Raw genomic sequence first — 24,989 nt, 5'->3', positions numbered from 1 at the left:
TGCGTCCATCGGTGCCCTTACGCGCGCTAAGGAATCAGGTATTCTTCGGCGACATAGCGGGCCTGCGCTCGCCTTGCTGCCATCCGTGGGCAATGAAACCTGGTATATATCATCGCTTGCTTGTAATGCCGCAACTGGAATAGAGACGTTCCTTGCCCTCTCTCATCAGGAAATCCAAGCTTCTGCGCCGCTCCCGTGTTTTCTGGGGCTCGTTTTCCCTTTGGCGGCCGAGGCTGGTTTTCTGGTGTGGGGCATTGGCGATCGGGGTGATCAGCGTCGGTTTCGCAAAACTCGCCGATCTCGCGCAGAAGGCCTTCGGCAGCCTGACTGCCTCGGGGGAATGGGCATTCGTTCTGCCGCTGATGCTGACGCCGCTCGGCTTCGTTGTGGCGGCCTATCTTGCGGCAACCCTCTTTCCCAATTCGCAAGGCAGCGGCATTCCGCAGGCGATCGCCGCCAGGCACCTGAGGGATGAGGCCGACCGCACGCGGCTGCTGTCGCTGCGGATCGCCTTCGGCAAGATCGTGCTCACAGTGCTTGGGCTGTTTTCCGGCGCCTCGATCGGCCGCGAGGGGCCGACCGTGCAGGTGGGTGCATCGATCATGCTCGCCGTCGCCCGCTTCGGTGGCGTGGCGCAGGCGCGTGGGCTGATCCTTGCCGGATCGGCCGCCGGCATCGCGGCGGCGTTCAACACGCCGCTTGCCGGTATCGTCTTTGCGATCGAGGAGATGAGCCGCACCTATGAATCGCGCGCCAACGGGCTGGTGCTGACGGCCGTCATCCTTTCCGGGCTCGCGGCTCTCGGGCTCTCCGGCAGCTACAATTATTTCGGCTTTGCTTCGGCCGCGCCGACCGTCGCGCGAGATTGGGGACTGGTTCTCGTCTGCGGCGTCGGCGGCGGCGCGCTGGGTGCTGCCTTCAGCGGTTTCGCGTTGCATTTCGGGCAGCGTATCCGGCGCTGGGCGCAGCCGCAGCCGCTGAGGCGCATGCTGGCGCTTGCCGGGCTCTGTGGTCTTGCCGTTGCGATCATCGGCGTCGCATCCGGCGGCGCGACCTTCGGCACCGGTTACGAGCAGGCGAGGGGCGCCGTCGAGGGTCACGCCCTGCCATTGCTTTTCTTTGTCGAGAAACTCGCCGCCAGTTTCCTGTCGATGATTTCAGGCATTCCGGGCGGGATCTTTGCACCCTCGCTTGCGGTCGGCGCCGGTTTCGGCAGCACGGTCGGATCGCTGCTCGGCACCAGCATCGCGTTGGCGGCCATCCTCGGGATGGCCGGCTATTTCGCCGGCGTGGTGCAGGCGCCGATGACCGCCTTCGTGATCATTCTGGAGATGACCGGCGACCATGAGGCCGTCATTCCGATCATGGCCGTCTCGATGATCGGCTATATCACCTCGCGCGTGCTGTCCCGCGAGCCCCTCTATCACGGCCTCTCGCGCGTCTTCATCGCCGCCGCCATCCGGGCGCGGCGCGCGGCCGATAGAGGCGAGGAGACAATGGTTCTGCGGGGCGAGTGACGGCGTCGGGCGATGGTACGCTTTTGCCGGCTGGCAGAGGCAGAGTCTTGCGCCGCCCGGCTTACTGGTCATGGCCAACGCAGCGCCGCCGTCGCCACCGGCGCGTCCCAGAGTGCGATCTCCTCGTCGGTCAACAAAGCCAGGGTGACGGACAGTCCCTGCATATCGAGCGAAGTGACATAGGTTCCCACAAGCGAGCGCTCGATCGGGATGCCTCGTTCCTCGATGAAGCGGCGGGCGCCGGCATAGGCGAGGTAGAGTTCGGCCGGCGGCGTGCCCCCGAGGCCGTTGACGAAGAGCAGTGCTTTCGCGCCCGGCGTCACTGCGATGTCGCTGGCGATGGTCTCGCAGAGATGGCCGATGATCGCGTCGGCGGCGGCGAAGAGCTGCCTGGCATGGCCGGGTTCCCCATGGATGCCGACGCCCATTTCCATCTCGCCGGGCCCCAGCGAAAATGTCGTGCGCTCGGTCTGCGGCACCGTCACGCCGTTCAGCGCGACACCCATCGAGCGGATGCGTGTGTTCAATCCCTCGCCAAGCTGCTTCAATTCGGTCAGCGACATGCCGCGTTCGGCCGCAGCACCCAGGAGTTTTTCGACGATCAGCGTTCCGGCAACACCGCGCCGGCCATTACCTTCGCCGGACCTTGATGTCTCGATATCGTCGCTGACGACGACCATGTCGAGGTTGTGGCGGTCGCCGGCCATCTCGATCGCCATTTCGAAATTCATCAGATCGCCGTCATAGTTCTTGACGACGAGCAGGCAGCCGGCGCCGGTATCGGCCTCTTCGATCGCGGCGATGATCTGGCTCGGTGTCGGAGAGGTGAAGATATGGCCGACGCAGGCGGCATCCAGCATGCCTTGGCCGACGAAGCCGATATGCATCGGCTCATGGCCGGCACCGCCGCCTGATATAAGCGCCACCTTGCCAGCGGTGAGATGGCGGCGGCGGATGCATCTGCGCTCGGGCCCGAACACCACCAAGGCCTCATGGGCGCGCACGAAGCCTTCGACGCTTTCGGCGACCATGGTTTCCGCAGTGTTCATGAACTTCTTCATCAAGCCCCTCCCAAGGCCAAAAGTATTACGCTACGTCAACCAGCGCACTCGTCATTCAGCACCCGATATCGCGACGATCTTCTGCACCAGATCGGAGATCGCCTCTTCCAATAGGCGGTTTTTCCTGTCGTCGCCGAAGTCGGGCACCATCAGCGAAAGGTGCCGCAATTTCTCGGAATGGCCGAGGTCCGGCAGCTTGCCGGGATGGGCGGCCTGATAGGCTTCGAGGAAACGTTCCTCCTCAGTGGCACTAAAATGGCAGACGCGGACGATCGTCGCGAGATGGCGCGCCGGCAGCGGCGTTGCATAGGTCGGGCTGGTGATCTGAGTGACGAAGCTGCGATGTTTTCCAAGCGCCGTCGCCAGGCGCTGGCGCGTGCCGGATGGCCTGTTGTCGATAATCTGCGCCAGAATGGACTTGTAGGCGATAATGGCGTCTTCGGTGTCTTCGCGCGCCATTCTACTCTCCGGCTGCCCTTGTGCCATCGGCGTTGAGGCCGATGATCGCCGATCTTATCGCGGGACGCCGGGCCGGCGCCACGGAAAAATGCCGGAGGCCGGCGGCGAGCAGCCCGGGCAGATAGTGCGGATTGCCGGCCATGTCGCCGCAGATGCTGAGTGGCTTGCCGGAAGTCAGCTTCACCGCCTGGGCAATCAGCCGGAGCACTGCGGGTGCGGCCTTGCCGGCATCGGCATCGATATCGTCGCGAGAGGAGGCGGCGAGATACTGGGTAAGATCATTGGTGCCGAACGAAAAGAATGCTGCTGACCCGAAAGTATCGAGCATCAACGCTGCGGCCGGCACCTCCACCATCATGCCGATCGGCGGCATCCGGTGGAGCAGGGATCGGCGGCCGAGCTTTTCGGCTTCCTCGCGGAACAATTCGCGCATCCTGTCGATCTCGTCGGGAAAGGTCACCATCGGCAGCATCACCGAAAGCTTGCCGAAGATGGCGGCGCGCAGCAGGGCGCGGGCCTGCACGCGGGCGATTTCCGGCCGGGCAAGCAGCAGTCGGATGCCGCGCAGGCCAGAGGCCGAGAGACTAGGCAGGTCTTCGAACCCGGCGAGCGGCTTGTCGCCCCCGATATCCAGCATTCTTATGGTCACCGGCCTGTCGCCCGCCTGTTCCAGCACGCGGCGATAGATCGCCAGCTGCCGTTCCTCATTGGCGGCCTCGGCGATCGAGGCGACTGAAAATTCAGAGCGCATCAGGCCGACGCCTGCCGTCGCCGGATCGAGCGCGTCGATCTCTGCGGGGTCGTTGATGTTGATGGAGAGCAGGATCGGCACGCCGTCCGCCGTGCGCAGTTCGCCGTATTCGGTTTGCGCGCCGGCGGCAGAAGTTCGTGCGGGCATCGGCGATGGGATCAGTATGCCGCCGGCCTTGAGGACGACCGCGCCGGCATCGCCATCCACTCTGACCGGATCTCCGTCCGCTGCCGAAAAGCGGCCGGTGCCGATCACCATCGGTACCGATTTGGCCCGGGCGAGCAGGGCGACATGGCCTGCGGTGCTGCCTGAAAACAGCGCGATGCCGCCGCCTTTCGACCAGTCATGGGCGAGAAAGCGGCTCGGCTCCATATCCTTGCCAACGAAGATCGAACCGGGCGGAAAATCGGCGATCGGGGTGCCGGCGAGCGCCCCAAGCACACGGTTCTTGATGTCGAGAATATCGACGGCGCGTGCCCGCATCTGCTCTTCGTCGGCCGCTTCGAGTTCGCCGATATAGGCGTCGAGGGTGGCGACCCAGGCAAAGACGACGTTCTCGTCGGCTTCCATGCGCGCGCCGGTCGCTTCCGCGATGGTCGGATCGCGCAGCACCTCGATCTGGAAATCGATGATATCCCGGCTTTCGGCATCGGCTCCGTCGGCAAGGCGCTCGAGTTCGCCGATCGAGATGTCGATCGCCTTCTCGAGCGCGCCGTATCCGCCGGCCGTGCTGGGCGCGGGGGCGTCCGGCCGCTCGGCCAGAAAGGCCGGGCCGGATGCGATGCCCGGGGATGCACTCTTTGCTGTCAGCCTAAGCGGTGCGGCCATGTTTCTTTTCCTCATCGAAGTTGCGCTCGATGAGTTCCTTCAGCGCGCGGATCGCCTCTTCGGCGAGAATGCCGTCGGCGCGGATCCGGAGGATCGATCCTTTTCGGATTTTTGCGCTCATGATCTTGATGATGCTCTTGCCGTTCAGCCAGACGTCGCTGCCGTTGACGGCGATCTCGATCGAACAGGGGAAGGACTTGGCAAGCCGCGTGAAGGTAACGGAGGGGCGGGCATGCAGCCCGACGCCGTGCTTGACTTCTACCTCCGTCTGGCAATTCACCTTGAATGGCTCGGGCAATGGCTCGGGCTCCTGTTTTTCACTACGCAATCCGCTGGTCATCAGGGGGACAGTTCCTCGGCTGTGGCGACGACCTTGGCCAGCGACGCGCCCCCCGACGCCTCGGCGGCGGCGATGACGGCGCCTTCGACCAGCGGCGCGTTGCAGATGGAGACGAGGGCCGAGCGGGGAAGGCCCAGCATTTCGATCGCCATCTCGCTGTTGGTTTCGGCGCCGCCGAGATCGACGAAGACGGCGACGCCGGCATCGGACCAAGCGGCTTCGATTGCCCTCAGGATGCCGCCGGCATCGGTGCCGAGTTCACCATGGACATTGCCGCCCGACCAGGCGAGCGGCACGCTGTCGCCCACCATTTGCCGCACCATATCGGCGATCCCCTGTGCCACCAGCGGCGAGTGGGAGACGATCACAATGCCCACATTTGCGGTCTTTCCATTCATTGCGGACGATGCTCCCCGAGATAGCGGCAGATCGCCGTGGTCAGCAGCGCGCAGCTCGACGCGCCGGGATCGACATGACCGATCGAGCGGTCGCCGAGATAGGCGGCGCGCCCGCGCATCGCCTTCATGTCAGCGGTGCGGTTGGCGGAACGCTCGGCCCTGCGGGCGATTGCGCCGAGCGGCGAGCGGCTGGCGAGTGCCGCATGCACGGGATAGAGCACGTCGAGCAGGGTTTTGTCGCCGGCATGCGACCGACCGCGTCTTGCGACGGCATCGATCGCCTGTTTCAGCACCTGCGAGAAATCGGCCTTCTCGTCGTTTTTGCGAAGCTCGCGGCCGATCTCCATCAGCAGCGTGCCGTAGAGCGGCCCGGCCGCACCGCCGACATTCATTACTAGGGTCAGGCCGATCTTTTCCATGGCGTCGGGCAAGGGCAGGCCGGACAGGGTTTCGCCTTCGGCGCTCACCGCCTCGCAGCCGCGCCGCATATTGGTTCCGTGATCGCCATCGCCGATGGCGCGATCGAGCGCACAGAGGTGATCGCTGTTTGCCGCGATCGTCGCGCGACATACCTCGATCAACCCTGCCACAAGCACCGGTTCCGCCTGCACTGTCATCCTCCCTGTCGCCGCGCCCCCCGCAGGCTCTCAAACTTTACTCCGGTCAGGCGAGGCTTGCCACCACGCCGAACGCGCCGGCAACCGCGACGGCGCCGGGATCTGCAACGCCCGCCAGATCCCTTTCGCCGACATAGGAGGCGCGTCCGGCTCTCGCCTTCATCATCGTCTTCGTCGACTCGGCACCGGCTGCCGCTGCCTTTGCCGCTGCGACGACATCGCCGGATGCAAGCGCCTGCAAGGCAGGTGACAGCGCGTCGACCATCGTCCGGTCGCCGACCGCGGCTCCGCCATAGAACGTCATCCTGTCGAGCCCGGCAAGAAGAGCGGCTGATATATCGGCCTTGTCAGCCATCGCCTTTGCTGCGGCGGTGAAGAAGATCGACAGCAGCACGCCGCTCGATCCGCCCATGCTGGTGCCGAGGATATCGCCGAGCGAGGCAAGCGTTGCCGCCGGCCGGTCGAGCGGCAGCGTGTCGAGGCGGGCCAGCACGCTGCGGGCGCCCGTCGCCACCGTCGAGCCGGTATCGCCATCGCCGACGCGGCCGTCCAGCCAGTTGAGGTCGCTTTCCTGCAAGATCAAATGCTCGCAGAGCGCCGTGATCAGGCGCCGGTTGCGATCATTTTCTCCGGCCGTGCCGTTGGCGCTGTCCAGTCCGCCTGATGTTCTCGGTGCGGCGATGACCTCGATCTCGTGGCGTTCGACGGCCGGCGTCCAGGCATGCGGCTCGACCGCTGCCGTCAGCGCGGCCTCGCGCACGGCGTCCAGCCGGATCAGCGACAGCGAGAAGCCGTTCATGTTGAGCGCGGTCATCATCGGCGAAGGCCCGATGATCAGCCGGATGCGATCGGCAAGTGCGGAGGACAGAACGGCCTTGGCAATGATGGTCATTTCGAGCGGCGGCACTGCGCCGAGATTGTTGATGAGGAGCGCATAATTTGCCCCTTTGTGCAGCGCAGGCGACAGGCGTGCCACCATGGTGGAGACGATATCGACGACCGGCTGCAGCGTGATGCGTTCGACGCCGGGCTCGCCATGGATGCCGAGGCCGAGTTCGCCTTCGTTTTCGCCCAGGCGATCCTCATGTGCCTGGCCGGGCACGCTGCAGGTGGAGAGCGACATGCCGAGCGAGACGATGTCACCGGCGGCTGCCGCGGCATGGCTTGCCACCGTCTTCAGGTCCTCTCCCTTTTCGGCGTGATAGCCCGATATCTTGTGAACGAACAGCGTGCCGGCGACGCCGCGCGGCTGGTTGATGCCGGGAATGGCGATATCGTCGGCGACGATGACCATCTCGACGTCGAAGCCCTCGGCGCGCGCTTTTTCGGCGGCAAGGCCGAAATTCAGCCGGTCGCCGGTGTAGTTCTTGACGATCAGCAGGGCGCCCTTTTCGCCGGTCACGGCGCGGATCGCCGTCAGCACGGCATCGACGCTCGGCGAGGCGAAGATTTCGCCGGATACGGCAGCCGTCAGCATGCCCTTCCCGACGAAGCCGGCATGGGAGGGCTCATGGCCGGCGCCGCCGCCTGAGATGATCGCCACCTTCGACTTGTCCCAGTCCGCACGCAGGATCACCTTGATGTCGGGAAAGCTGTCGAGGCGGGCAAGACGACCCTTGCTGCTCGTCAGAAGCAGACCGTCCAAGGCTTCGGTGACGATGCTTTCCCTGCGGTTGAAGAAGTGTTTCATCGATTGAGACCCGTCTGTTTGTTTTTCATGCCATCATCAAGTCTGTTTGCCGGTCAGGACAGGCGCTGTCCAGCCGCATCGAAATAAAGCGGATCGCGCAGCGTCAGGCTGATCCGGTCGCCCGGCGCGATCGCCAGATATGGATCTGCAAGTGTGACGAGCTTGTGATTGCCGACTCTGATGTGCAGATGGTTCTGGTCACCGAGATGCTCGATCCAGTCGATCTCGGCATTGGCGTCCTTGCCGACAATGATATCGAGATGCTCCGTGCGGGCGCCCACGGTCTTCGTGCCGGGCGGCGGCCCGCCGCCCGGCAAGAGGTCCGCCGGCAGAAGATTGATGTGCGGCTGGCCGAGACGGGCCGCGACATGCAGGTTGGCTGGATTGCCGTAGATCTCGCGCGGCGTTCCCACCTGCATCAGCCGTCCCTCGGCAACGATGCCGATGCGGTCGGCCATGGTCATGGCTTCAACCTGATCGTGGGTGACATAGAGCAGCGTCGAGCCGAGTTCCTTCTGGATGCGTTTCAGCTCCAGGCGCAGTTCGGCGCGCAGCTTGGCGTCGAGCGAGGAGAGCGGCTCGTCCATCAGGTAGATCGCCGGCTTGCGCACCAACGCCCGGCCGATCGCGACACGCTGCATCTCGCCGCCGGAAAGCCTGGTTGAGCGGTTTTCCAGCTTGTGGTCGATCCGGACCATGCGCGCCACTTCGCGCACGCGCCGGTCGATCTCCTGCGCACTCAGCTTGCGGACCGGCGCCTTCAGCGGGAAGGCGAGGTTTTCGTAAACCGTCATGTGCGGATAGAGCGAATATTGCTGGAACACGAAGGCGACGTCGCGCTCGGCGGGTGCCTCAGTGGCGACATTGCGGCCGCCGATCTCGATGCGGCCGCTATCGGGCTTTTCGAGGCCGGCGATCAACCGCAGCGTCGTGGTCTTGCCAGCGCCTGTCGGACCGAGCAGCACGACGAACTCGCCGTCGCGGATCGAAAGATCGAGGTCGGCCAAAGCCTGGGTGTCGCCAAAGCGCTTGGCGAGGTTCCTGAGGACGACATCAGCCATGCCGGGTCTCCTGATAAAGCGAGGATGGGACCGCGCGGCCCGAGGTGCAGTCGAAGAGCGCGAGTTTCGCCGGGTTGAATTCGAGGCCGACCCTTTCGCCAATCTGGAAGCTGCGATTGGCGGGAACGCGGGCCTTGATCATGCCGCCCGGGGTTTCCACAGCCACGACCTGATTGGTGCCGAGATATTCGCTGCCATAGACGGCGCCGCGTAGCGCCGAGGCGTCGCTGAAGCGGATATGCTCCGGCCGCACGCCGAGCGCCAGCTGGCTTTGGGCCATGTCCTGGTGGATCTCGGGAACGGCGACATCGACGCCGTCGAGCAGGATGGAGCGATCGCCGCTTTTCAGGCCGGAGGTGAAGCGCATGAAGTTCATCGACGGCGAGCCGATGAAATCGGCGACATACATGGTCGCGGGCTTGGCATAAATCTCCTGCTGCGTGCCGAACTGCTCGATGATGCCATGGTTCATGACGGCGATCTTGTCGGCCATCGCCATCGCCTCATGCTGGTCGTGGGTGACGTAGACGGTGGTCGCGTGGATGCGGTTGTGCAATTCGCGCAGCTCGTGAACCATGATCTCGCGGAATTCGGCGTCGAGCGTGCCGAGCGGCTCGTCCATCAGGAAGCATTTCGGGCGCCGGACGATGGCGCGGCCGAGCGCCACGCGCTGCCGGTCGCCGCCGGCAAGACCGGAGACCGAGCGGTTGAGAATATGGTCGATCTGCAGCAGACGCGCGGTCTCCTCGACACGCTGACGGATTTCGGGCTTGGGCATGCCCTGCGACAGCAGCGGGAAGCCGATATTCTTGCGCACGTTCATATGCGGGTAGAGCGCGAAGAGCTGAAAGACGAAGGCGATGTCGCGGGCGCTGGCGCGGTTGAAGGTGACGTCCTCGCCGTCGAGATAGATCTTGCCGCTCGACGGCAGCTCGAGGCCGGCGATCATGCGAAGCGTCGTCGTCTTGCCGCAGCCGGAGGGGCCCAGAAGCGCCAGGAACTCGCCGTCATGGACGGTGAAGCTCGAATCCTGAACGGCGACGAAGCTGCCGAATTCCTTGCGGAGATTTTCGATCCGGATGTCCGCCATGGTTCACTCCGGGAATTTCGAGACGATGATGAACATGACGGTGCCTGCGAGCAGTGTCACCAGCGAATAGGTGTAGAGCACCAGCAGGAAGGGCTGGAACAGCATCAGGAAGCCGAGTCCGATCAGCACGGTGGCAATGGTCTCCATCGGGCCGCGTCGCAGAAAGAACGGCCGTTTCGGGCGAGCAGGAGTGCGTGTTTCGATCAGGTGGGTCATTTGCGGACGGCTCCGAAGGTGATGCCGCGCAGCAGCTGCTTGCGCAATAGAATGGTGAAGACCAGGATCGGGATCAGGAAAATTGTCGTGCCGGCGGCGACGGCCGGCCAGTCCTGCCCGCCTTCGCCGATGATCGTCGGGATGAAGGGCGGCGCGGTCTGGGCCTCGCCCGAGGTCAGAAGCGCGGCGAAGGCATATTCGTTCCAGGCGAAGATCAGGCAGAAGATCGCGGTGGCGGCGATGCCTGTGGTTGCCTGCGGCAGCACGACCTTGCGGAAGGCCTGCAGCCTCGTATAGCCGTCGATCATTGCCGCTTCCTCGTATTCGCGCGGGATTTCGTCGATGAAGCCCTTGAGCAGCCAGACGGCGAGCGAGACATTGACGGCGGTGTAAAGCAGGATCATGCCAAAGGCCGTGTCCGACAGGCCGAGTTCGCGATACATCAGATAGATCGGGATGGCGACGGCGATCGGCGGCATCATGCGCGTCGACAGGATGAAGAACATCAGGTCGTCGGCGAGCGGTATCTTGAAGCGGGAAAAACCATAGGCGGCGAGGGTGCCGAGGAAGACCGCGAGGAAGGTGGAGCCGAAGGCGATCACCAGCGAATTGACGAAGCGCGGCAGGAAGTTCGATGGGCCGGCGATCACCATGTTGCGCTTGCGCGTCACCTCATCGCAGGTGCCGACCGGCGCCGGCAGCGAGGCGATATAATCAGGCGTCTGGCGCGTGCGCGTGGTGAACAGGTTGCAATAACCTTCCAGCGACGGCGTGAAGACGATCTTCGGGGGATAGCTGATCGAATCCGGCGGCGACTTGATGCTGGTCAGGAAGATCCAGACGAGCGGGATGAGGGTGATCAGCGCATAGAGGACGACGATGGTGCCGGCGATGCGCTTGCTGGACAGGCTCGGTTCGACGACCGAATGGGCTGAGTTGGCGGCGCTCATCGTTGCTTCACCTTGTTCAATGCCTTGACGTAGATGTTGGCGAGGCCGAACACCGCGACGAAGAGGATGATGGCGAAGGCCGAGGCCCGGCCGGTCGCCCAGCTTTCGAAGGCGGCGCGTTTCAGCGTGATCGAGGCGACCTCGGTAATCGAGCCCGGCCCGCCGCCGGTGAGCAGCGTCACCATGTCGAACATCTTGAAATTCTCGATGCCGCGGAAAAGCACGGCAAGCATGATGAAAGGCAGGGCCATCGGCACGGTGATCGACCAGAACTGCCGCCAGGGCGAGGCACGGTCGACCTCGGCCGCCTCATAGATATAATCGGGGATCGAGCGCAGGCCAGCGAGGCAGATCAGCATCACATAAGGCGTCCACATCCAGGTATCGACGATGATGATCGCCCAGGGCGCCAGCGTAACGTTGCCGAGCATCTGGATATCCGATGTCGGAATGCCTGTGACCAGCGACACGGCATAGGCGAAGAGGCCGATCTGCGGCTCGTAGAGAAAGCGCCAGAAATTGCCGACGACGGCGGGCGACAGCATCATCGGGATCAGAATGATCGTCGTCCAGAAGGCGTGGCCGCGAAACTTGCGGTCGATCAGATAGGCGAGCTTAAAGCCGATCACCGTCTGCAGTACAATCGTCCAGAAGACGAAATGCGCGGTGGTCTGCATCGCCTGCCAGATATCGGGATCGTTGAGAACGCGCTGGTAGTTTCCGAAGCCGACGCCTACGACCGGCGCATTCGGCCGATTGGCGCGGTAATTAGTGAAGGAGAGATAGACCGCCCAAAGCAGCGGAAAGATGTTGATCGCGAGCAGCAGGGTGATGGCAGGGGCAATGAATAGCCAGGCGATCGCCCTGTCGGAAAGGCCGCGGACGCGCCGGGCGACCGAGGAAGGCGTTGCCCTCGCGGTTGCATCGGCCGCCTTCTCGACGATGGAGGAATGGGAAATGGTCAAGTCTTCACCTGGTCTTTTTGGGGTACGGGTCTTTTGGGGTATGAGAGATCTGGCGGCCCGGCTCGTCTGCCGATCCGGGCCGCCATCCTGTCGAGGATGGCGCGCATCAGGGATGCCACGCGTCAGATCTTGCCGTCGTCCTTGAAGACGTCGCTCCAGTCTTTCACCAGACCGTCGAGCGCTTCCTTGGCGGTGCCGTTGCCGGCGACCACGTAGTTGTGAACGCGCTTCTGCATGGCCTGCAGCAGCGAGGCGTAGCTCGGCTCTGCCCAGAAGTCCTTGACGATCGCCATCGAGTCCAGGAAGGCCTGGGCATAGGGCTGGCTCTTGGCAAAGCCTGGCGCGTTGACGACGGAATTCAAGCAGGAAAAGCCGCCGAGTTCCCACCATTTGGCCTGCACGTCCGGCTGTGCGAACCACTTGATGTATTGCAGGGCGGCATCGCGCTTGTCGGAGTACGAGACCACCGAGATGCCTTGGCCGCCAAGCTGGGCGAAGTGGGCCTTTTCAGCCGGATTGGGGAAGAAGCCGATCTTCTTGCCGCCGACCTTCTCGTCCTTGTAGAGGCCGGGCCAGGTGAAGGCGAAGTTCATCTGCATGGCGACCTGGCCGGATTTGAAGGCGTCTGCGGATTCGACCATGTAGACGTTGGAGCTGCCGGGCGGGGTGCAGCAATCATAGAGCGACTTGTAGAATTCGAGGCCCTTCACAGCATCGGCCGAGTTGACGAAACCTTCCATGTCATAGGGCTTCTTCGGGTTCTCGTACTGGAAGCCCCAATCGTAGAGCACGTTGGTCACGCCCATGGTGATGCCTTCGGAGCCGCGCTCGGTATAGATCGAGGCGCCGTAGACGGTCTTGCCGTCGATCTGACGCTTCTGGAAGAATTCGGCGATCTGCTTCAGCTCGTCGTAGGTCTTCGGCGCTGCGAGATCGTGGCCGTATTTCTCCTTGAATTCTTTCTGCAGTTCCGGCTTCTCGAACCAGTCCTTGCGGTAGGTCCAGCCGACGACGTCGCCCATGGCGGGCAGCGCCCAGTAGTTCGGGGTGTTTTTCGGCCATTCCGAGTAGCCGACGACCGTCGCCGGCACGAAGTCATCCATCTTGATGCCTTCCTTGTCGAAGAAGTCGTTGAGCTTGACGTAGTGGCCATTCTCGGCCGAGCCGCCGATCCACTGGCTGTCGCCGATGATGAGATCGCAGAGCTTGCCGTGGGAATTTAGCTCGTTGAGGAAGCGATCGGCATAATTCGTCCAGGGAACGAATTCGAACTTCATCTGCGTGCCGGTCTTGGCGGTGAAATCCTTCGACAGCTCGACGAGCGCATTGGCGGGGTCCCATGCGGCCCAGCACAGCGTCAGTTCATCGGCTTTGGCGAGATTGGGCAATGCCGACGACATGACGAATGCCGTGGCCAGCCCGAAAAGGGCTTTCGATGTTTTCTGCATAAGTTCCTCCCAGAACCAAGGGCCGGCTCCCCGCCGGCGTAGCATGTTCACCCACTTCAGAGAATGCTCACATGAACTCCTCAATCATCATGTTTAGCAATATGTTTAGTGATACCAATTTTTATAAACATTGCAAGCGCCATTCGTTGCTGCAATGCGACAGGTGTAGCGCCACATGGGCAGATAGTTTTGGGGCCGATCTTTTTTCGGCAGATCGCGAAAAAATCTTTGGCGAGCGTACAGATGCAGCGACATCTGGCCTCGCTGCGACATCGATCGCACGATATGGACTGCACGCCGCTCCTGCTTTTCCCCGGAGCGGTTCAAGCTTGGCCTCGCTTCGGTGGGGCCTTTTTCTTGAATCCTTTCTTGGGTCGATAGCGGTCAGCTATCCAGCCGCATCGGGAATATTCCTGCGTAGTGCGAGATTTAGCCTTTCCGGCCGGATGCAACGGGCGTATTCAGCCAGTGCGCGGCTTACCAAGTCCGCGCTCGCCCGCGCGGCAGATCTCCGATCGGCTTCCTTCCCGTTTCCCTGCCGCGTCATCCGGAATTTTAATTGGCAGATCGATGACCACGGCAGAGACGAGCGAGAATGTGCAAGAGGCCGAAGGCGGCCGCCAGGCGAAGATCGTGGCACTGGTCGTTGCCGTTTCCTTCTTCATGCAGATCCTCGACGGCACGATCGTCACCACCTCGCTGCCGCAGATGGCGGCAAGCTTTAACGTGCAGCCGGTGTCGATGAGCATCGGCATCACCGTCTACATGCTGACGATGGCCGCCTTCATTCCACTGTCCGGCTGGCTCGGCGATCGGTTCGGCGCGCGCCGCATCTTTCTGATGTCGATCGCCGTCTTCACCGGCGCCTCGCTGTTTTGCGGGCTGTCCGGCAGCCTTGCGGAATTCGTGCTGTGGCGCGCCATCCAGGGCGCGGGCAGTGCACTGATGACGCCGGTCGGGCGCATCATCGTGCTCAAGAACGCCCGCAAGTCGGAACTCGTCCAGGCGATCGCGCTGATCACCTGGCCGGCACTGACGGCGCCGGTGCTCGGCCCGGTGCTCGGCGGCTTCGTCACCACCTATGCCAGCTGGCACTGGAACTTCCTGATCAACATCCCGATCGGCATTGTCGGCATGGCGCTGGTGCTGCGCTTCGTGCCGGAGCAGCGCGAGACCAATCCCGGCCGGCTGGATCTCGTGGGCTTTATGCTGAGCGCTGCGGGGCTGACCTTCCTGCTCGCCGCCCTCGAACTCTCGGTCAAATGGGACGGCGGGCTTTTGCCCGTGATATCAATGCTGGCGGCGGGCATCGTGCTGTCGGTCATGGCGACGCGGCATTTCCTCGCCGTCGACAATCCGCTGCTCGACCTTTCGGCCTTCCGCATCCAGACCTTCTCGATGTCGACATTGTCGGCGGGCACGGCCTGCCGGATGGCGATCAATGCGACGCCGTTTTTGCTGCCTCTGCTCTTCCAACTCGGCTTCGGCCTGAGCTCGATTGCCGCCGGCACCTATCTGCTCGTCTATTTCCTCGGCAATTTCAGCATGAAGGCGGTGACGACGCCGCTGCTGCGCTTCTTCGGCTTTCGTACCGTGCTTGGGGTTAACGGGCTGATCGCCGCGCTTTCGATCGTCTCCTGCGGTTTCCTGTCGCCGACGACGCCGCCGTTTTTCATCCATGCGCTGCTTTTTCTCGCCGGTCTCTCACGGTCGATGGAATTCACCGCGCTGAACACACTCGCCTTCGCCGATATCGGCCCCGCGCAGCGAAGCTCGGCCTCGACGCTGTCGAGCATGCTGCAGCAGGTATCGATGCTGCTCGGCGTGGCAGTGGCGGCGGCCGTGCTCAACATCGCCTCTGCTCTCAGGGGCGCCGGCAATCCCGTCCTTGCCGATTTCCGCTGGGCTTTCATCGTAGTCGGCGTGATCGGCGTCGTCTCATCGCTGCGCTTCCTGCAATTGCCGGCGGAGGCTGGAGCCGAAGTATCGGGTCATCGGAAATTCCAGAAAAATTAGCTTATCCACGGAACCAAACGGGTCGCTTGGCGTTGATGCATCTCATTTCAGGTTTTCGTTTTCCCATCTCCTTCAACGGCTTCCATAGGGATGCTCGCCAGCTAGGGTCATGTTCTGAAAATGCCGGATTCCCGACATCCTCCTTCCGCGCCGCCTGCGACAAGAGCGAGGGACAACCGCTGTTTACCCCAGGCGGCCAATGCAATACGACATTGCTATGCGGACGACTCGGACGCTTGCGGGCGGTCGTCGCTGCGAGAGAACGCCGGGAGACGGAATGAACAATTCTAGCGGCGATGCGGATGCCCTGATCCACATCCTCTATATCGACGACGACGAGGGGCTTGCTCTACTGATGCAGAAAAACCTCCGTCGGCGCGGCTTTTCGGTCGAGTGGGCCGAGAGCGGCGCTGCAGGCCTTGCGAGACTGGGCGAAGGCGGTATCGACGCCGTCGTGCTTGATCATGTCCTGGCTGGCGAGACCGGCCTCGATATTTTGCCCAGCATCGCGGCGATGCCGGATCACCCGCCGGTCATCTATGCGACGGGTTCGGACGATATCAGCATCGCGGTCGCGGCGCTGAAGGCCGGCGCCGACGATTACATGCTCAAAGGGATCTCGGCCGACTATTTCGACCTGCTGGCCGCCGCCCTCGAACAGGCGCTGGAGCGGACGCGTTTTCGCCGCGAGACGGCGCAGGCGCAGGAGATGATCCGCCAGCAGCGCGACCTTGCCGAAATGCTGCTCGCCGAAGTCAATCACCGTATCGCCAATAGCCTTGGCCTCGTCGGCGCGCTGATCCGCATGCAATCCTCGATGACCACCGACCAAGTGGCGATCGACGCGCTGCACGAAACGCAGATGCGCATCAACGCCATCGCCAGCGTGCACCGCCGGCTCTATACCAACCGCCAGGTCGGCTCGGTGCAGGTCGACGAATATCTGGACAGCCTGCTCACCGAACTCGAAACCTCGATGCGCGACGACAAGCGGCCGCACCGCATCGTACTTACCGCGCAGCCGGTCAATCTGGCGACCGACAAGGTGATTACGCTCGGGCTGATCGTGAGCGAGCTCGTCACCAATGCCTTCAAATATGCCTATCCGAAGAGCGTGCCGGGCGAGATCCGCGTCATGGTCGACCAGACAGATGGCGCATTACGCGTCATCGTCGAGGATGACGGCGCCGGTTTCGATCCGTCGAGCCCGGCGAAAGGAACGGGCCTCGGCACACGCATTCTGACAGCAATGGCCGCCAGCCTGAAATCGGATTTCGCCTATGACCCCGGCCACGACGGAACCAAGGCGACGCTGGTGTTTTCGTTGGATGAGGGGAAGTAGGGGATTTTCCCCGTCCGGGCGCTGAGTTTGCAGCCCCCTCATCCGCCTGCCGGCACCTTCTCCCCGCTGGGTAGAAGGGGGAACGAGGCGCTGCCGCAAGTCTCTTCTCCCCTCGGGGAGAAGGTGGCGGCAGCCGGATGAGGGGGCCTCACGCCACGCCGTTTACCCTATATTTACAACAGTTTGCAGACGCCGCATTAACAAGCTTTACGCTAGGGGAGAGAAAGCATGACGACTATCCGTACGCCACGCGAAGTCTATGATTTCTGGTTCGTCAGATGCGGCCGGGAGCTGTGGTTCCGCGCGACGCCGGACCTCGACGCGGAGATCAGCACGGTCTTTCGCGATACCCATCTGGCCCTTGCAGCGGATGTTGGCGCCGAATGGCGGGCGGATGCGGAGAGCCGGCTGGCGGCTGTGATCGTGCTCGACCAGTTTCCCCGCAATATCTATCGCGGCACGGCGCTTGCCGTTGCGACCGACGGGTTGGCGCTTCGCGAAGCCAAACTCGCACTGGCATCCGGCGCCGATCTGTTGGTAGAAGCCGCGTGCCGCACCTTTTTCTACATGCCCTTCGAACATGCCGAAGACCTTGGCGAACAGGAGCGATCGGTAGCGTTGTTCGCCGCGCTTGGCGATGAAGAATATCTCGATTATGCGATCCGCCACCGCGACGTGATCGCTGCCTTTGGCCGCTTTCCGCACCGCAATGCCATGCTCGGGCGGGAGTCGACGGCGAGGGAACGCGACTATCTCTCCAAGCCCGGCGCCGGTTTCTAAGTCTTTCCAGGGAGCTTCCGCCTTTCTGTCGCCTTTCTTTACTAAGACAAGCTGGCATTCTATTCCGATGACAACCTTTCCCGGAGGCGCTTTTGCGGCTGAGACCGATCCTGCTTCGCACCATTCTTCTGCTGATGCTGGCGGTTGCCGGCGCGCATTTCAACGGTGCTGCGGCTTTCGCGCAGGAGCCGCAGGCACCGGCGTCCGCGCAGGCGCCGCTTGCCGATAGCCCGCTCGACCAGGCGACAAAGGAGATCGACAAGGCGAAGGTCCAACTGACGGCGCTTCAGGACGGCGTCAAGCAGAATGCCGACAATGACGACGCCCTCGTCGGGCTTGCGACCAAGGCCGATGAACTCAGCCGCGCCGTTATCACCATATCGGTCAATCTCAGGCCGCGTTTCGACCAGATCAAGAACCGGCTTGCCGAGATCGGCGATCCGCCGAAGGACGGGCAGCCGCCTGAAGCCGAGATCGTCACCCAGGAGCGCAACGCGCTCGCCGCCGAACGCGCGCAGATCAACGCGCTGACGGGCGATGCCGAAAACCTGTCGATCACGGTGACGAAGCTCGTCAACGAGATCACCGAGATGCGGCGGCGGCTGTTTGCCGATACGCTGCTCAGGCGGACCGAGATTTCGGTCTCGGTGCTCGACGATGCCGCCAGCGCCTTCGTGCACGAGGCCAGAGAATTCTCGCAGGCCCTGTCCAGTTGGGCCACCTTCGTCTGGAAATTCAAGCGTTTCCCGATGTTTGCCGCGATCTTCCTGTCGCTTGCCGCGGCCCTGATCCTTCTCTCCGGCAGCTACCGGCTATTCGGCTCCTACCTGCAGCGCGACGAGGCTGTCGAGAACCCCTCCTATATCGGCCGGCTGTCGATCGCCTTCTGGTCGACGTTGATCCGCACGCTGGCGCTCTCGGTGCTGCTCGTCACCTCGTTCTTCTTCCTCAACGGTTTCAATGTGCTCAGGCCCGACATCGCACCTGTCATCGGCGCGCTGTTCGGGGCGATCGGGCTCGTCTATTTCGTCGGCCGCTTCGTCAATGCCATTTTCGCACCGCACGAACCGCGCTGGCGCCTCGTTCGGCTTTCCAATCTCGGCGCGCGCTCGATCGGCTACTGCTTGCTGGCAATGGCGATCGTCAACGCGCTCGATTATCTGTTCGGCACGATCGGCGAGGCGATGGGCTCGCCGCTGGTGCTGACCGTGGTCAGAAGCCTGATCGCCGCGCTGATCATCGGCCTGATCCTGATCGCGGTCTCGTTCGGAAAACCGATGCTGGCGAAGAACGGCGATCCCGATGCGCCGGGAAGGCATTGGCCGCGCGGCATGGCGATCATCCTGCGGATCGTCGGCACCGGCCTCATCCTCACCGCGCTCACCGGTTATGTCGGGCTCGCGCGCTTCGTCGCCACGCAGCTCATCATTACCGGCGCGGTGGTTGTCACCATGTATGTCGGCCTGCTTTCCGGCAAGGCGATCTCCAGGCAGGAAAGCTTCGGCGACACCTTCTTCGCAAGCTTCCTGACGCGCCGTTTCAAGCTCGGGCCGGTGGCGATCGACCAGGCCGGCCTGCTTGTCGGTCTTGCCATCTATGCGGTGGCGCTTCTCGTCGGCATCCCGCTGATCCTGCTGATGTGGGGCTTCCATGTGCAGGACCTGCAGATTCTTGCCTACAGGTTGTTCACCGAGGTCAGGCTCGGCGGCATCAGCATCTCGCTGCTCGGCATCTGCACGGGAATCCTCTTGTTTGCCGGTGTCTATCTGCTGACGCGCTGGCTGCAGCGCTGGCTCGACGGCAATGTGATGGCCAGAAGCCATGTCGATCTCGGCGTGCGCAATTCGGTAAAGACGGGCATCGGCTATCTCGGCGTCGGCATCGCGGCGATCATCGGCGTTTCGGCGGCCGGCATCGATCTGTCGAGCTTCGCGCTCGTCGCCTCCGCACTTTCGGTCGGTATCGGGTTCGGCCTGCAGAACATCGTCTCCAACTTCGTCTCCGGCCTGATCCTGCTCGTCGAACGGCCATTCAAGGTCGGCGACCATGTCGTTTCCGGCACGGCTGAAGGCATCGTCAAACGCATTTCGGTGCGCGCCACGGAGATTGAGACCTTCCGCAAGCAGTCGATCATCGTGCCGAATTCGGAGCTGATCAACGGCTTGGTCGGTAACTGGACGCACCGCAACAAGATCGGCCGCTCGGAAATTCCCGTTTCCGTCAGCTACGACGCGGATCCGCAGAAGGTGATGGATATCTTGCTGGAACTGACCGCCAAGATACCGCTCGTCATGCGCAATCCCGAGCCGCATGTCGAATTCCTGCGCTTTGGCCCCTATTCGCTGGATTTCGAACTGCGCTTCTTCCTCGCCGACATGGGCGACGGCATGACGGTGCGCAACAATCTGAGGATCGAGGTCCTCCAGCGCTTCAGGGCCGAGGGCATCGAGATCCCGCTGCCGCGGAGCGATCTCACTATCCATCGGGACGCTCCTCCCGTCCTTCCCGTTGCAGGCAGGGATCAACCCAACGAGCAGGAAAAATCGGGGGATGTGCTCATGGAGGAGGAAGAGCGGCCGGTGCGGCAATTGCGCAGCAAGACGGCGGACGGCAATCTGAAAGGCTGAACGGGTCATTCAGCCATCATTCACAGCTATCTGTGCATGATCTCCACTATCGGGATCGCTGCCGGGGGCAGCACCGATCGTTCGAGGGGAGGGCGCGCCAGCGCCACCGCACATGATGGCAAGATTTGCCGCCGTTCTGCTTGTCCCGCTGCTTGCCGCACCCGCGGCTGAAGCGGCGTCCATCACCAACACCGATCCAGCCGCCGTCGTGCTCGTCATCACCGAGAGCGGCCAGCGCGTCGAGGTCGTGGTCGATGCCGGCGCTTCGGAAAACCTCTGTGCTTCCGGCTGTTTCATGACGACGCCCGACGGCGACCGTATTGGGCTCGACGGCGGCGAGACGATCGACATCGTCAAGGGCTCGGCCGTCGTCAAGTAGCGCCTGTCCCGATTAATGCGCTCAAGCTTCTCCGGGATTGGGAACAGTTTCCGGCCGGGCAACAACCGGGCGCGTCAGCCGCATGATGGCGAAGAATGCGGCAAGGGCGATGGTGCCGAGCAATGCAGCGATCGACAGCGACCACGATGCGCCGAGATTGCCCATCAGGAAGGCGAGCGCGAACGGCGCCATCGAGGAGACGACGAGACGCACCGACATGATTTGTCCTTGCCGCCGGCCGTAGCCATCGCTTCCGAAGAGCGCGAGCGGCAAGGTTCCGTAGACAATGCTGTTAAGCCCCGAGCCAAGGCCGAAGACGACGGCGAAGGCCAGCGCACCGGGCACCGAGGGTGCGGTGGCGATCAGGATGGCAAGGGCTGTCGGCAGCAGGATGGCGCAGATGATCGCGAGCATCACTTGCGACAAGCTCTCGCCAAAGACCATGTTGATGAGGCGGCTCAGCACCTGTGACGGGCCGAAGAGCGTTCCGACCACCACTGCCATGGCGCCGAGGCCGAGGGCCGACATCACAGGCACCATGTGAACCAGAAGTGCCGAGTTCACGACGCTTTCCAAAGCAAAGCCCGTCACCATCAGGATAAAGGCCGGCCTGCGCACCGACGGCGGAAGGCTCGGCTCGACGCGTTTTGCAGCCTCCTCTCCGGTCCGTCTCCTGGTTTGCCTGACGCCACGGGAGAGCCAGGCATGAATGGGAAGGCAGGCAACGAGATTGAGCGCGGCGAAGATCAGATAGACGTTCTGCCATGAGAGATGCGCATGTAGCGCCGTGGTGATCGGCCAGAATATGGTTGAGGCAAAGCCGGCGATCAGGGTCAGATACGTGATGCTGCGCTGGGCGACCTGCGGCCTGATCTGCACCAGCAGGGCGAAGGCTGCGCCATATTGCACCAGGTTCGAGGCGATCTCGATGCCGATCAATGCCACGACGAAAGCGATTTTTCCCGGCGCGAAGGCGCAGGCGACGAGGGCGGCGGCGGCAATCGCCGAGCCCGACGTCATGATCCTGCCTGCGCCGAAGCGATCGATCCACGTGCCCATGAGAGGTGCGGCCAGACCGCCGATCAGAAGGGCCACAGAGAGCACGCCGAAGATCCATTCCGATGACCAGCCCAGATCACGGGCCATGTCGGGGGCGAGGATGCTGAAGCTGTAATAGAGCGATCCATATCCGATGATCTGCGTCAGCCCGAGCGCGGCGATGGCCGCTACCGGCAGTCGTTCGGTGCTGACGATTGTCATAGGGATCTGAGGCTCACGCGCTGTTCGAGCTTTTCGACTTCTTCCTTCCGCTCGCTGTAGCGGTCGGTCAGATAGTTCGAGGCATCGCGGGTCAGCAGCGTGAATTTCACCAGTTCCTCGCAGACGTCGACGACGCGATCGTAATAGGACGAGGGTTTCATACGGCCGTCAGAGTCGAATTCTTGGAAAGCTCTGGCTACCGAGGACTGATTGGGAATTGCGATCATCCGCATCCATCGGCCAAGGATGCGGAGCTGGCTTACCGCATTGAAGGACTGGGAGCCGCCGGAGACCTGCATCACCGCCAGCGTCTTGCCTTGCGTCGGCCTGATCGAACCGACCGACAGTGGAATCCAGTCGATCTGCGCTTTCATGATGCCGGTCATCGCGCCATGACGTTCGGGGCTGACCCACACCTGGCCTTCAGACCATGCCGACCATTCGCGCAGTTCCTGAACTTTTGGGTGGCTCGCCGGCGCCGCATCAGGCAGCGGCAGATCTTCCGGGTTGAAGATGCGCACTTCGCAGCCGAAATATTCGAGCAGCCGCGCGGCCTCCTGTGCGAGGAAGCGGCTGTAGGACACCGCTCGCAGCGAGCCATAGAGGATCAGGATGCGCGGCTTGTGCGTCGAGAACGCCGGCCTGAGCGCGTCCACATCCGGTTGACGCAGATGCATTGGCGATATGGCAGGCAGATCAGACAATGCGCTTGCCTCCGACATCGAGCACTTTCTCGCCGTCTTCCTTGGTGAAGGCGCCCTGATGCGTTTCTGGCAGGATTTCGAGGACAAGTTCCGACGGCCGCGACAGACGCGTGCCGAGCGGCGTCATGACGAAGGGCCGGTTGATCAGGATCGGGTCTTTCAGCATCGCGTCGAGCAGTTGCTCGTCGGTAAGATCAGGGTTGTCGAGGCCGAGCTCCGCATAGGGCGTGCCCTTTTCGCGGATCGCCTCGCGAACGCTCAAACCTGCATCCGCAATCACCTTGATTAGCTGCTCCCGCGACGGCGGGTTTTTCAGATATTCGATAACGTTGGGCTCAATGCCGGCGTTCTGGATCATCGCAAGCGTGTTGCGCGAGGTGCCGCATTCGGGGTTGTGATAGATCGTAACATCTATGGTCATGAGGCGGATTCCGTCTTGGTGAGGGTTTCAGGACCGCGGGCCTCCATCAGCAGCCATCCCGCAAGCATCAGCGCCAGCAAGGCGCCGAGGACTTCAGCGGCGATAAAGCCCGGTAGATCGATCGGGCGGATGCCGGAAAAAGTGTGCGTCAGCGATCGAGCAATCGCGACGGCGGGATTGGCAAAGGACGTCGAGGCTGTGAACCAATAGGCGGCGGTGATATAAAGGCCGACCAGCCATGCCACGGCGTCGGCGCGAAAGCGCACACCGGCTAAGATGACGAAGACCAGGCCGAAGGTTGCCGTCGCTTCAGAGAGCCATTGCGCGCCGCCGGTGCGCAGGGTTTCCGAGGCCTGCAGCACGGGAAGGGCAAACATCGCATGAGCGAGCATGGTTCCGGCAATGCCGCCGACGATCTGCGCGGTGATATAGGCGGGAACGGAGGAGGCAGGCAGTTCGCGCCGGAGCGCAAACACCAGCGACACGACCGGATTGAAATGAGCCCCGGAAATCGGGCCCAAGATCGTGATCAGGACGACGAGGATTGCCCCCGTTGCCAGCGTATTGCCGAGCAGCGCAAGCGCCGTATCGTCCGTCAGGCTGTCCGCCATGATGCCCGAGCCGACGACGGTTGCTACGAGCAGCAGCGTGCCGATCGCTTCGGCGACCAGTCGTCGAGACGGGGGGAACACCGGCGCGCTCATGCCAGCAGGCTCCGGACCATCAGGGCGGCCGATGCCGGGCACAGGCTTGTGGCCTGCCGCGTCGTCAGGATCTCGGCCGGCGCTTCATCGAGGCCGATCGGACGAAAGCCGAGCGATTGAAAGAAGGGGGCGGCTGTTTCTGTCAACAGATAGGCGGCGGTTGCGCCTTTCCTTTGGGCCTGATCGAGCAGGCCAAGGGTGATCGCATGGCCGAAGCCAAAGCCTTGCTGATCGGACAGCACGACAATGGAACGCAGGAGCACAGTCTCGCCATAGAGTTCCAGCCCGCCGAAGCCGACCGTCTCGCCGCCACGCGAAAACCGATAGAAGCTTCGGCCGGCGTCTATGAGGTCATCGACCGGAAGCCCGGCGCCTGCGAGCGCGCCGCGAAGTCTGTCGTCGTGCCCTTCCAAGGAGTGCTGGTTCAAATCGAAACTCATCAGCTCGCCTTGGGCTGTTTAGTGCTGGCGCCTTCCATCGTGCCGATCTGGCGCAGGTGCGATTCCAGGGCGAGCTTGTCGATCGAGGAAAGAGGCAGGCTCAAAAAGGCGCTGATCCGGCTCTTGAGGAATCGGGCGGCCTGTGCGAAAGCGCGGCCCTTGTCGACTTCGCTGCCGTCGACGGCAGCGGGATCCTCCACGCCCCAATGAGCGGTCATCGGGTGACCGATCCAGACCGGGCAGGCCTCGCCGGCGGCGCTGTCGCAGACAGTAAAGATGAAATCCATCTCTGGAGCGCCCGGCTCGGCGAACTCGTTCCAACTCTTCGAGCGGAAGCCGGTTGTTGGATAGCCCTGCGCCGCAAGCTCCTTCAGCGCATAGGGATTGACCTCACCCTTCGGCTGGCTACCGGCCGAATAAGCCTTGAATCGACCCCTGGCTTCGGTCTCCAGAATGGATTCCGCCAGGATCGAGCGGGCAGAATTGCCCGTGCAGAGAAACAGCACATTATAAACACGGTCAGTGGTCATTGCAGTTTCTCCTCCATTTTAGGAGTGCAGCAGGCCGCGACCTCCGCGGCGGGTGCGCAGATTTCCGGGTGCCCGGAACAGCAATCTTCCATCAGAAAGCGAACCAAGCCACCAAGTGCCTCGTAGTTTGCGGTGTAAATGATCGACCGGGATTCACGCTGTTGCGCGATCAACCCCGACCGCTCCAGCTCTTTCAGATGGAAGGAGATATTAGAGGGAGAGACCTCCGCCTTCTCAGCGATCGCGCCTGCCGCCATGCCGTCGGGACCCGAAACCACGAGCATGCGGACGATATGAAGGCGGGTTTCCTGCGAGAGCGCGCCGAATGCGATGAGGGCTTGACGTTGATCCATATTTCAATAATCCTTGAACCATTGAAGCGAGGATTAGCGCAA

Annotated in this window: 26 protein-coding genes; 6 read left to right on the top strand and 20 right to left on the bottom strand. The window is 62.7% G+C overall.

Annotation, left to right across the window (positions count from 1 at the left end; translation table 11 throughout):
* Window positions 1–152 precede the first annotated feature (152 nt).
* Window positions 153–1,517 (top strand): chloride channel protein, encoded by a 1,365-nt coding sequence (locus tag N2A41_RS12290; protein WP_260111041.1) that lies wholly within the window; start codon window positions 153–155, stop codon window positions 1,515–1,517.
* 68 nt (window positions 1,518–1,585) lie between these two features.
* On the opposite strand, the gene N2A41_RS12285 is transcribed toward N2A41_RS12290, so the two are convergent.
* From N2A41_RS12285 to N2A41_RS12225, 13 genes are all read right to left on the bottom strand, one after another.
* Complete coding sequence (locus N2A41_RS12285; RefSeq protein ID WP_260111040.1) at window positions 1,586–2,578, bottom strand: dihydroxyacetone kinase subunit DhaK; 993 nt, start codon at window positions 2,576–2,578, stop codon at window positions 1,586–1,588.
* 51 nt (window positions 2,579–2,629) lie between these two features.
* Complete coding sequence (locus N2A41_RS12280) at window positions 2,630–3,037, bottom strand: hypothetical protein (protein ID WP_010001912.1); 408 nt, start codon at window positions 3,035–3,037, stop codon at window positions 2,630–2,632.
* 1 nt (window position 3,038) lies between these two features.
* Window positions 3,039–4,616, bottom strand: a complete 1,578-nt coding sequence (locus N2A41_RS12275; RefSeq protein ID WP_260111039.1) for a putative PEP-binding protein — start codon at window positions 4,614–4,616, stop codon at window positions 3,039–3,041.
* On the bottom strand, window positions 4,600–4,956 hold the full coding sequence (locus N2A41_RS12270; RefSeq protein WP_170255213.1) for an HPr family phosphocarrier protein: 357 nt from the start codon (window positions 4,954–4,956) through the stop codon (window positions 4,600–4,602). Before N2A41_RS12270 ends, N2A41_RS12275 begins: the two co-directional genes overlap by 17 nt.
* Window positions 4,956–5,354, bottom strand: coding sequence for a dihydroxyacetone kinase phosphoryl donor subunit DhaM (dhaM, locus tag N2A41_RS12265; RefSeq protein WP_170255214.1), 399 nt, complete (start codon window positions 5,352–5,354; stop codon window positions 4,956–4,958). Before dhaM ends, N2A41_RS12270 begins: the two co-directional genes overlap by 1 nt.
* Window positions 5,351–5,971, bottom strand: a complete 621-nt coding sequence (dhaL, locus tag N2A41_RS12260) for a dihydroxyacetone kinase subunit DhaL (RefSeq protein WP_162117328.1) — start codon at window positions 5,969–5,971, stop codon at window positions 5,351–5,353. Before dhaL ends, dhaM begins: the two co-directional genes overlap by 4 nt.
* Window positions 5,972–6,017: 46 nt before the next feature.
* On the bottom strand, window positions 6,018–7,661 hold the full coding sequence (locus N2A41_RS12255; protein ID WP_170261997.1) for a dihydroxyacetone kinase subunit DhaK: 1,644 nt from the start codon (window positions 7,659–7,661) through the stop codon (window positions 6,018–6,020).
* Between the two features lie 53 nt (window positions 7,662–7,714).
* Window positions 7,715–8,722 carry an ABC transporter ATP-binding protein gene (locus N2A41_RS12250; protein WP_162117326.1) on the bottom strand — a complete coding sequence of 336 codons (1,008 nt, stop codon included), beginning with the start codon at window positions 8,720–8,722 and terminating at the stop codon, window positions 7,715–7,717.
* Window positions 8,715–9,812 carry an ABC transporter ATP-binding protein gene (locus N2A41_RS12245; RefSeq protein WP_260111038.1) on the bottom strand — a complete coding sequence of 366 codons (1,098 nt, stop codon included), beginning with the start codon at window positions 9,810–9,812 and terminating at the stop codon, window positions 8,715–8,717. Before N2A41_RS12245 ends, N2A41_RS12250 begins: the two co-directional genes overlap by 8 nt.
* Before the next feature lie 3 nt (window positions 9,813–9,815).
* On the bottom strand, window positions 9,816–10,028 hold the full coding sequence (locus N2A41_RS12240) for a hypothetical protein (protein ID WP_162117324.1): 213 nt from the start codon (window positions 10,026–10,028) through the stop codon (window positions 9,816–9,818).
* Window positions 10,025–10,978 (bottom strand): carbohydrate ABC transporter permease, encoded by a 954-nt coding sequence (locus tag N2A41_RS12235; protein WP_170255216.1) that lies wholly within the window; start codon window positions 10,976–10,978, stop codon window positions 10,025–10,027. Before N2A41_RS12235 ends, N2A41_RS12240 begins: the two co-directional genes overlap by 4 nt.
* Entirely contained in the window at window positions 10,975–11,943 is a 969-nt protein-coding gene (locus tag N2A41_RS12230; protein ID WP_260111037.1) for a carbohydrate ABC transporter permease, read from the bottom strand. Before N2A41_RS12230 ends, N2A41_RS12235 begins: the two co-directional genes overlap by 4 nt.
* A gap of 122 nt (window positions 11,944–12,065) precedes the next feature.
* Window positions 12,066–13,391 carry an ABC transporter substrate-binding protein gene (locus N2A41_RS12225; protein WP_260056265.1) on the bottom strand — a complete coding sequence of 442 codons (1,326 nt, stop codon included), beginning with the start codon at window positions 13,389–13,391 and terminating at the stop codon, window positions 12,066–12,068.
* A 570-nt stretch (window positions 13,392–13,961) separates the two neighbouring features.
* Here N2A41_RS12225 and N2A41_RS12220 point away from each other — a divergent pair.
* From N2A41_RS12220 to N2A41_RS12200, 5 genes are all read left to right on the top strand, one after another.
* Complete coding sequence (locus N2A41_RS12220) at window positions 13,962–15,407, top strand: MFS transporter (protein WP_260056264.1); 1,446 nt, start codon at window positions 13,962–13,964, stop codon at window positions 15,405–15,407.
* Window positions 15,408–15,684: 277 nt separating this feature from the next.
* Window positions 15,685–16,749 carry a sensor histidine kinase gene (locus tag N2A41_RS12215; protein ID WP_222384163.1) on the top strand — a complete coding sequence of 355 codons (1,065 nt, stop codon included), beginning with the start codon at window positions 15,685–15,687 and terminating at the stop codon, window positions 16,747–16,749.
* 228 nt (window positions 16,750–16,977) lie between these two features.
* Window positions 16,978–17,529, top strand: coding sequence for a DUF924 family protein (locus tag N2A41_RS12210; RefSeq protein WP_017964725.1), 552 nt, complete (start codon window positions 16,978–16,980; stop codon window positions 17,527–17,529).
* A gap of 92 nt (window positions 17,530–17,621) precedes the next feature.
* Window positions 17,622–20,156, top strand: coding sequence for a mechanosensitive ion channel family protein (locus N2A41_RS12205; RefSeq protein WP_222279248.1), 2,535 nt, complete (start codon window positions 17,622–17,624; stop codon window positions 20,154–20,156).
* Window positions 20,157–20,268: 112 nt separating this feature from the next.
* A complete protein-coding gene (locus N2A41_RS12200; RefSeq protein ID WP_017994411.1) occupies window positions 20,269–20,535 on the top strand; it encodes a hypothetical protein in 267 nt (88 codons plus the stop codon).
* Window positions 20,536–20,556: 21 nt separating this feature from the next.
* Here N2A41_RS12200 and arsK read toward each other — a convergent pair whose 3' ends face one another.
* Genes arsK through N2A41_RS12165 form a run of 7 tightly spaced genes read right to left on the bottom strand, consistent with a single transcriptional unit; the run spans window position 20,557 to window position 24,947 of the window.
* Window positions 20,557–21,795: an arsenite efflux MFS transporter ArsK gene (gene arsK, locus N2A41_RS12195; RefSeq protein WP_222279250.1), complete on the bottom strand. Its 1,239-nt coding sequence runs from the start codon at window positions 21,793–21,795 to the stop codon at window positions 20,557–20,559.
* On the bottom strand, window positions 21,792–22,517 hold the full coding sequence (gene arsH / locus N2A41_RS12190) for an arsenical resistance protein ArsH (protein WP_222279252.1): 726 nt from the start codon (window positions 22,515–22,517) through the stop codon (window positions 21,792–21,794). Before arsH ends, arsK begins: the two co-directional genes overlap by 4 nt.
* Complete coding sequence (arsC, locus tag N2A41_RS12185; protein ID WP_260111036.1) at window positions 22,492–22,920, bottom strand: arsenate reductase (glutaredoxin); 429 nt, start codon at window positions 22,918–22,920, stop codon at window positions 22,492–22,494. Before arsC ends, arsH begins: the two co-directional genes overlap by 26 nt.
* The gene (locus N2A41_RS12180) at window positions 22,917–23,624 is read right to left on the bottom strand and encodes an aquaporin (protein WP_170280871.1); all 708 of its coding nucleotides are present in this window, start codon (window positions 23,622–23,624) and stop codon (window positions 22,917–22,919) included. The genes arsC and N2A41_RS12180 overlap by 4 nt, the downstream gene beginning before the upstream one ends.
* Complete coding sequence (arsN2, locus tag N2A41_RS12175; protein ID WP_222384168.1) at window positions 23,621–24,064, bottom strand: arsenic resistance N-acetyltransferase ArsN2; 444 nt, start codon at window positions 24,062–24,064, stop codon at window positions 23,621–23,623. The genes N2A41_RS12180 and arsN2 overlap by 4 nt, the downstream gene beginning before the upstream one ends.
* The gene (locus tag N2A41_RS12170) at window positions 24,064–24,594 is read right to left on the bottom strand and encodes an arsenate reductase ArsC (RefSeq protein ID WP_222384169.1); all 531 of its coding nucleotides are present in this window, start codon (window positions 24,592–24,594) and stop codon (window positions 24,064–24,066) included. The genes arsN2 and N2A41_RS12170 overlap by 1 nt, the downstream gene beginning before the upstream one ends.
* Entirely contained in the window at window positions 24,591–24,947 is a 357-nt protein-coding gene (locus N2A41_RS12165; protein WP_222384170.1) for an ArsR/SmtB family transcription factor, read from the bottom strand. The genes N2A41_RS12170 and N2A41_RS12165 overlap by 4 nt, the downstream gene beginning before the upstream one ends.
* Between the last annotated feature and the right edge of the window lie 42 nt (window positions 24,948–24,989).

Source organism: Rhizobium sp. SRDI969 (assembly GCF_025152725.1).
In the GTDB taxonomy this organism is placed as follows: Bacteria; Pseudomonadota; Alphaproteobacteria; order Rhizobiales; family Rhizobiaceae; genus Rhizobium; species Rhizobium leguminosarum_I.
This window is presented reverse-complemented; position numbering and strand designations above follow the sequence as displayed.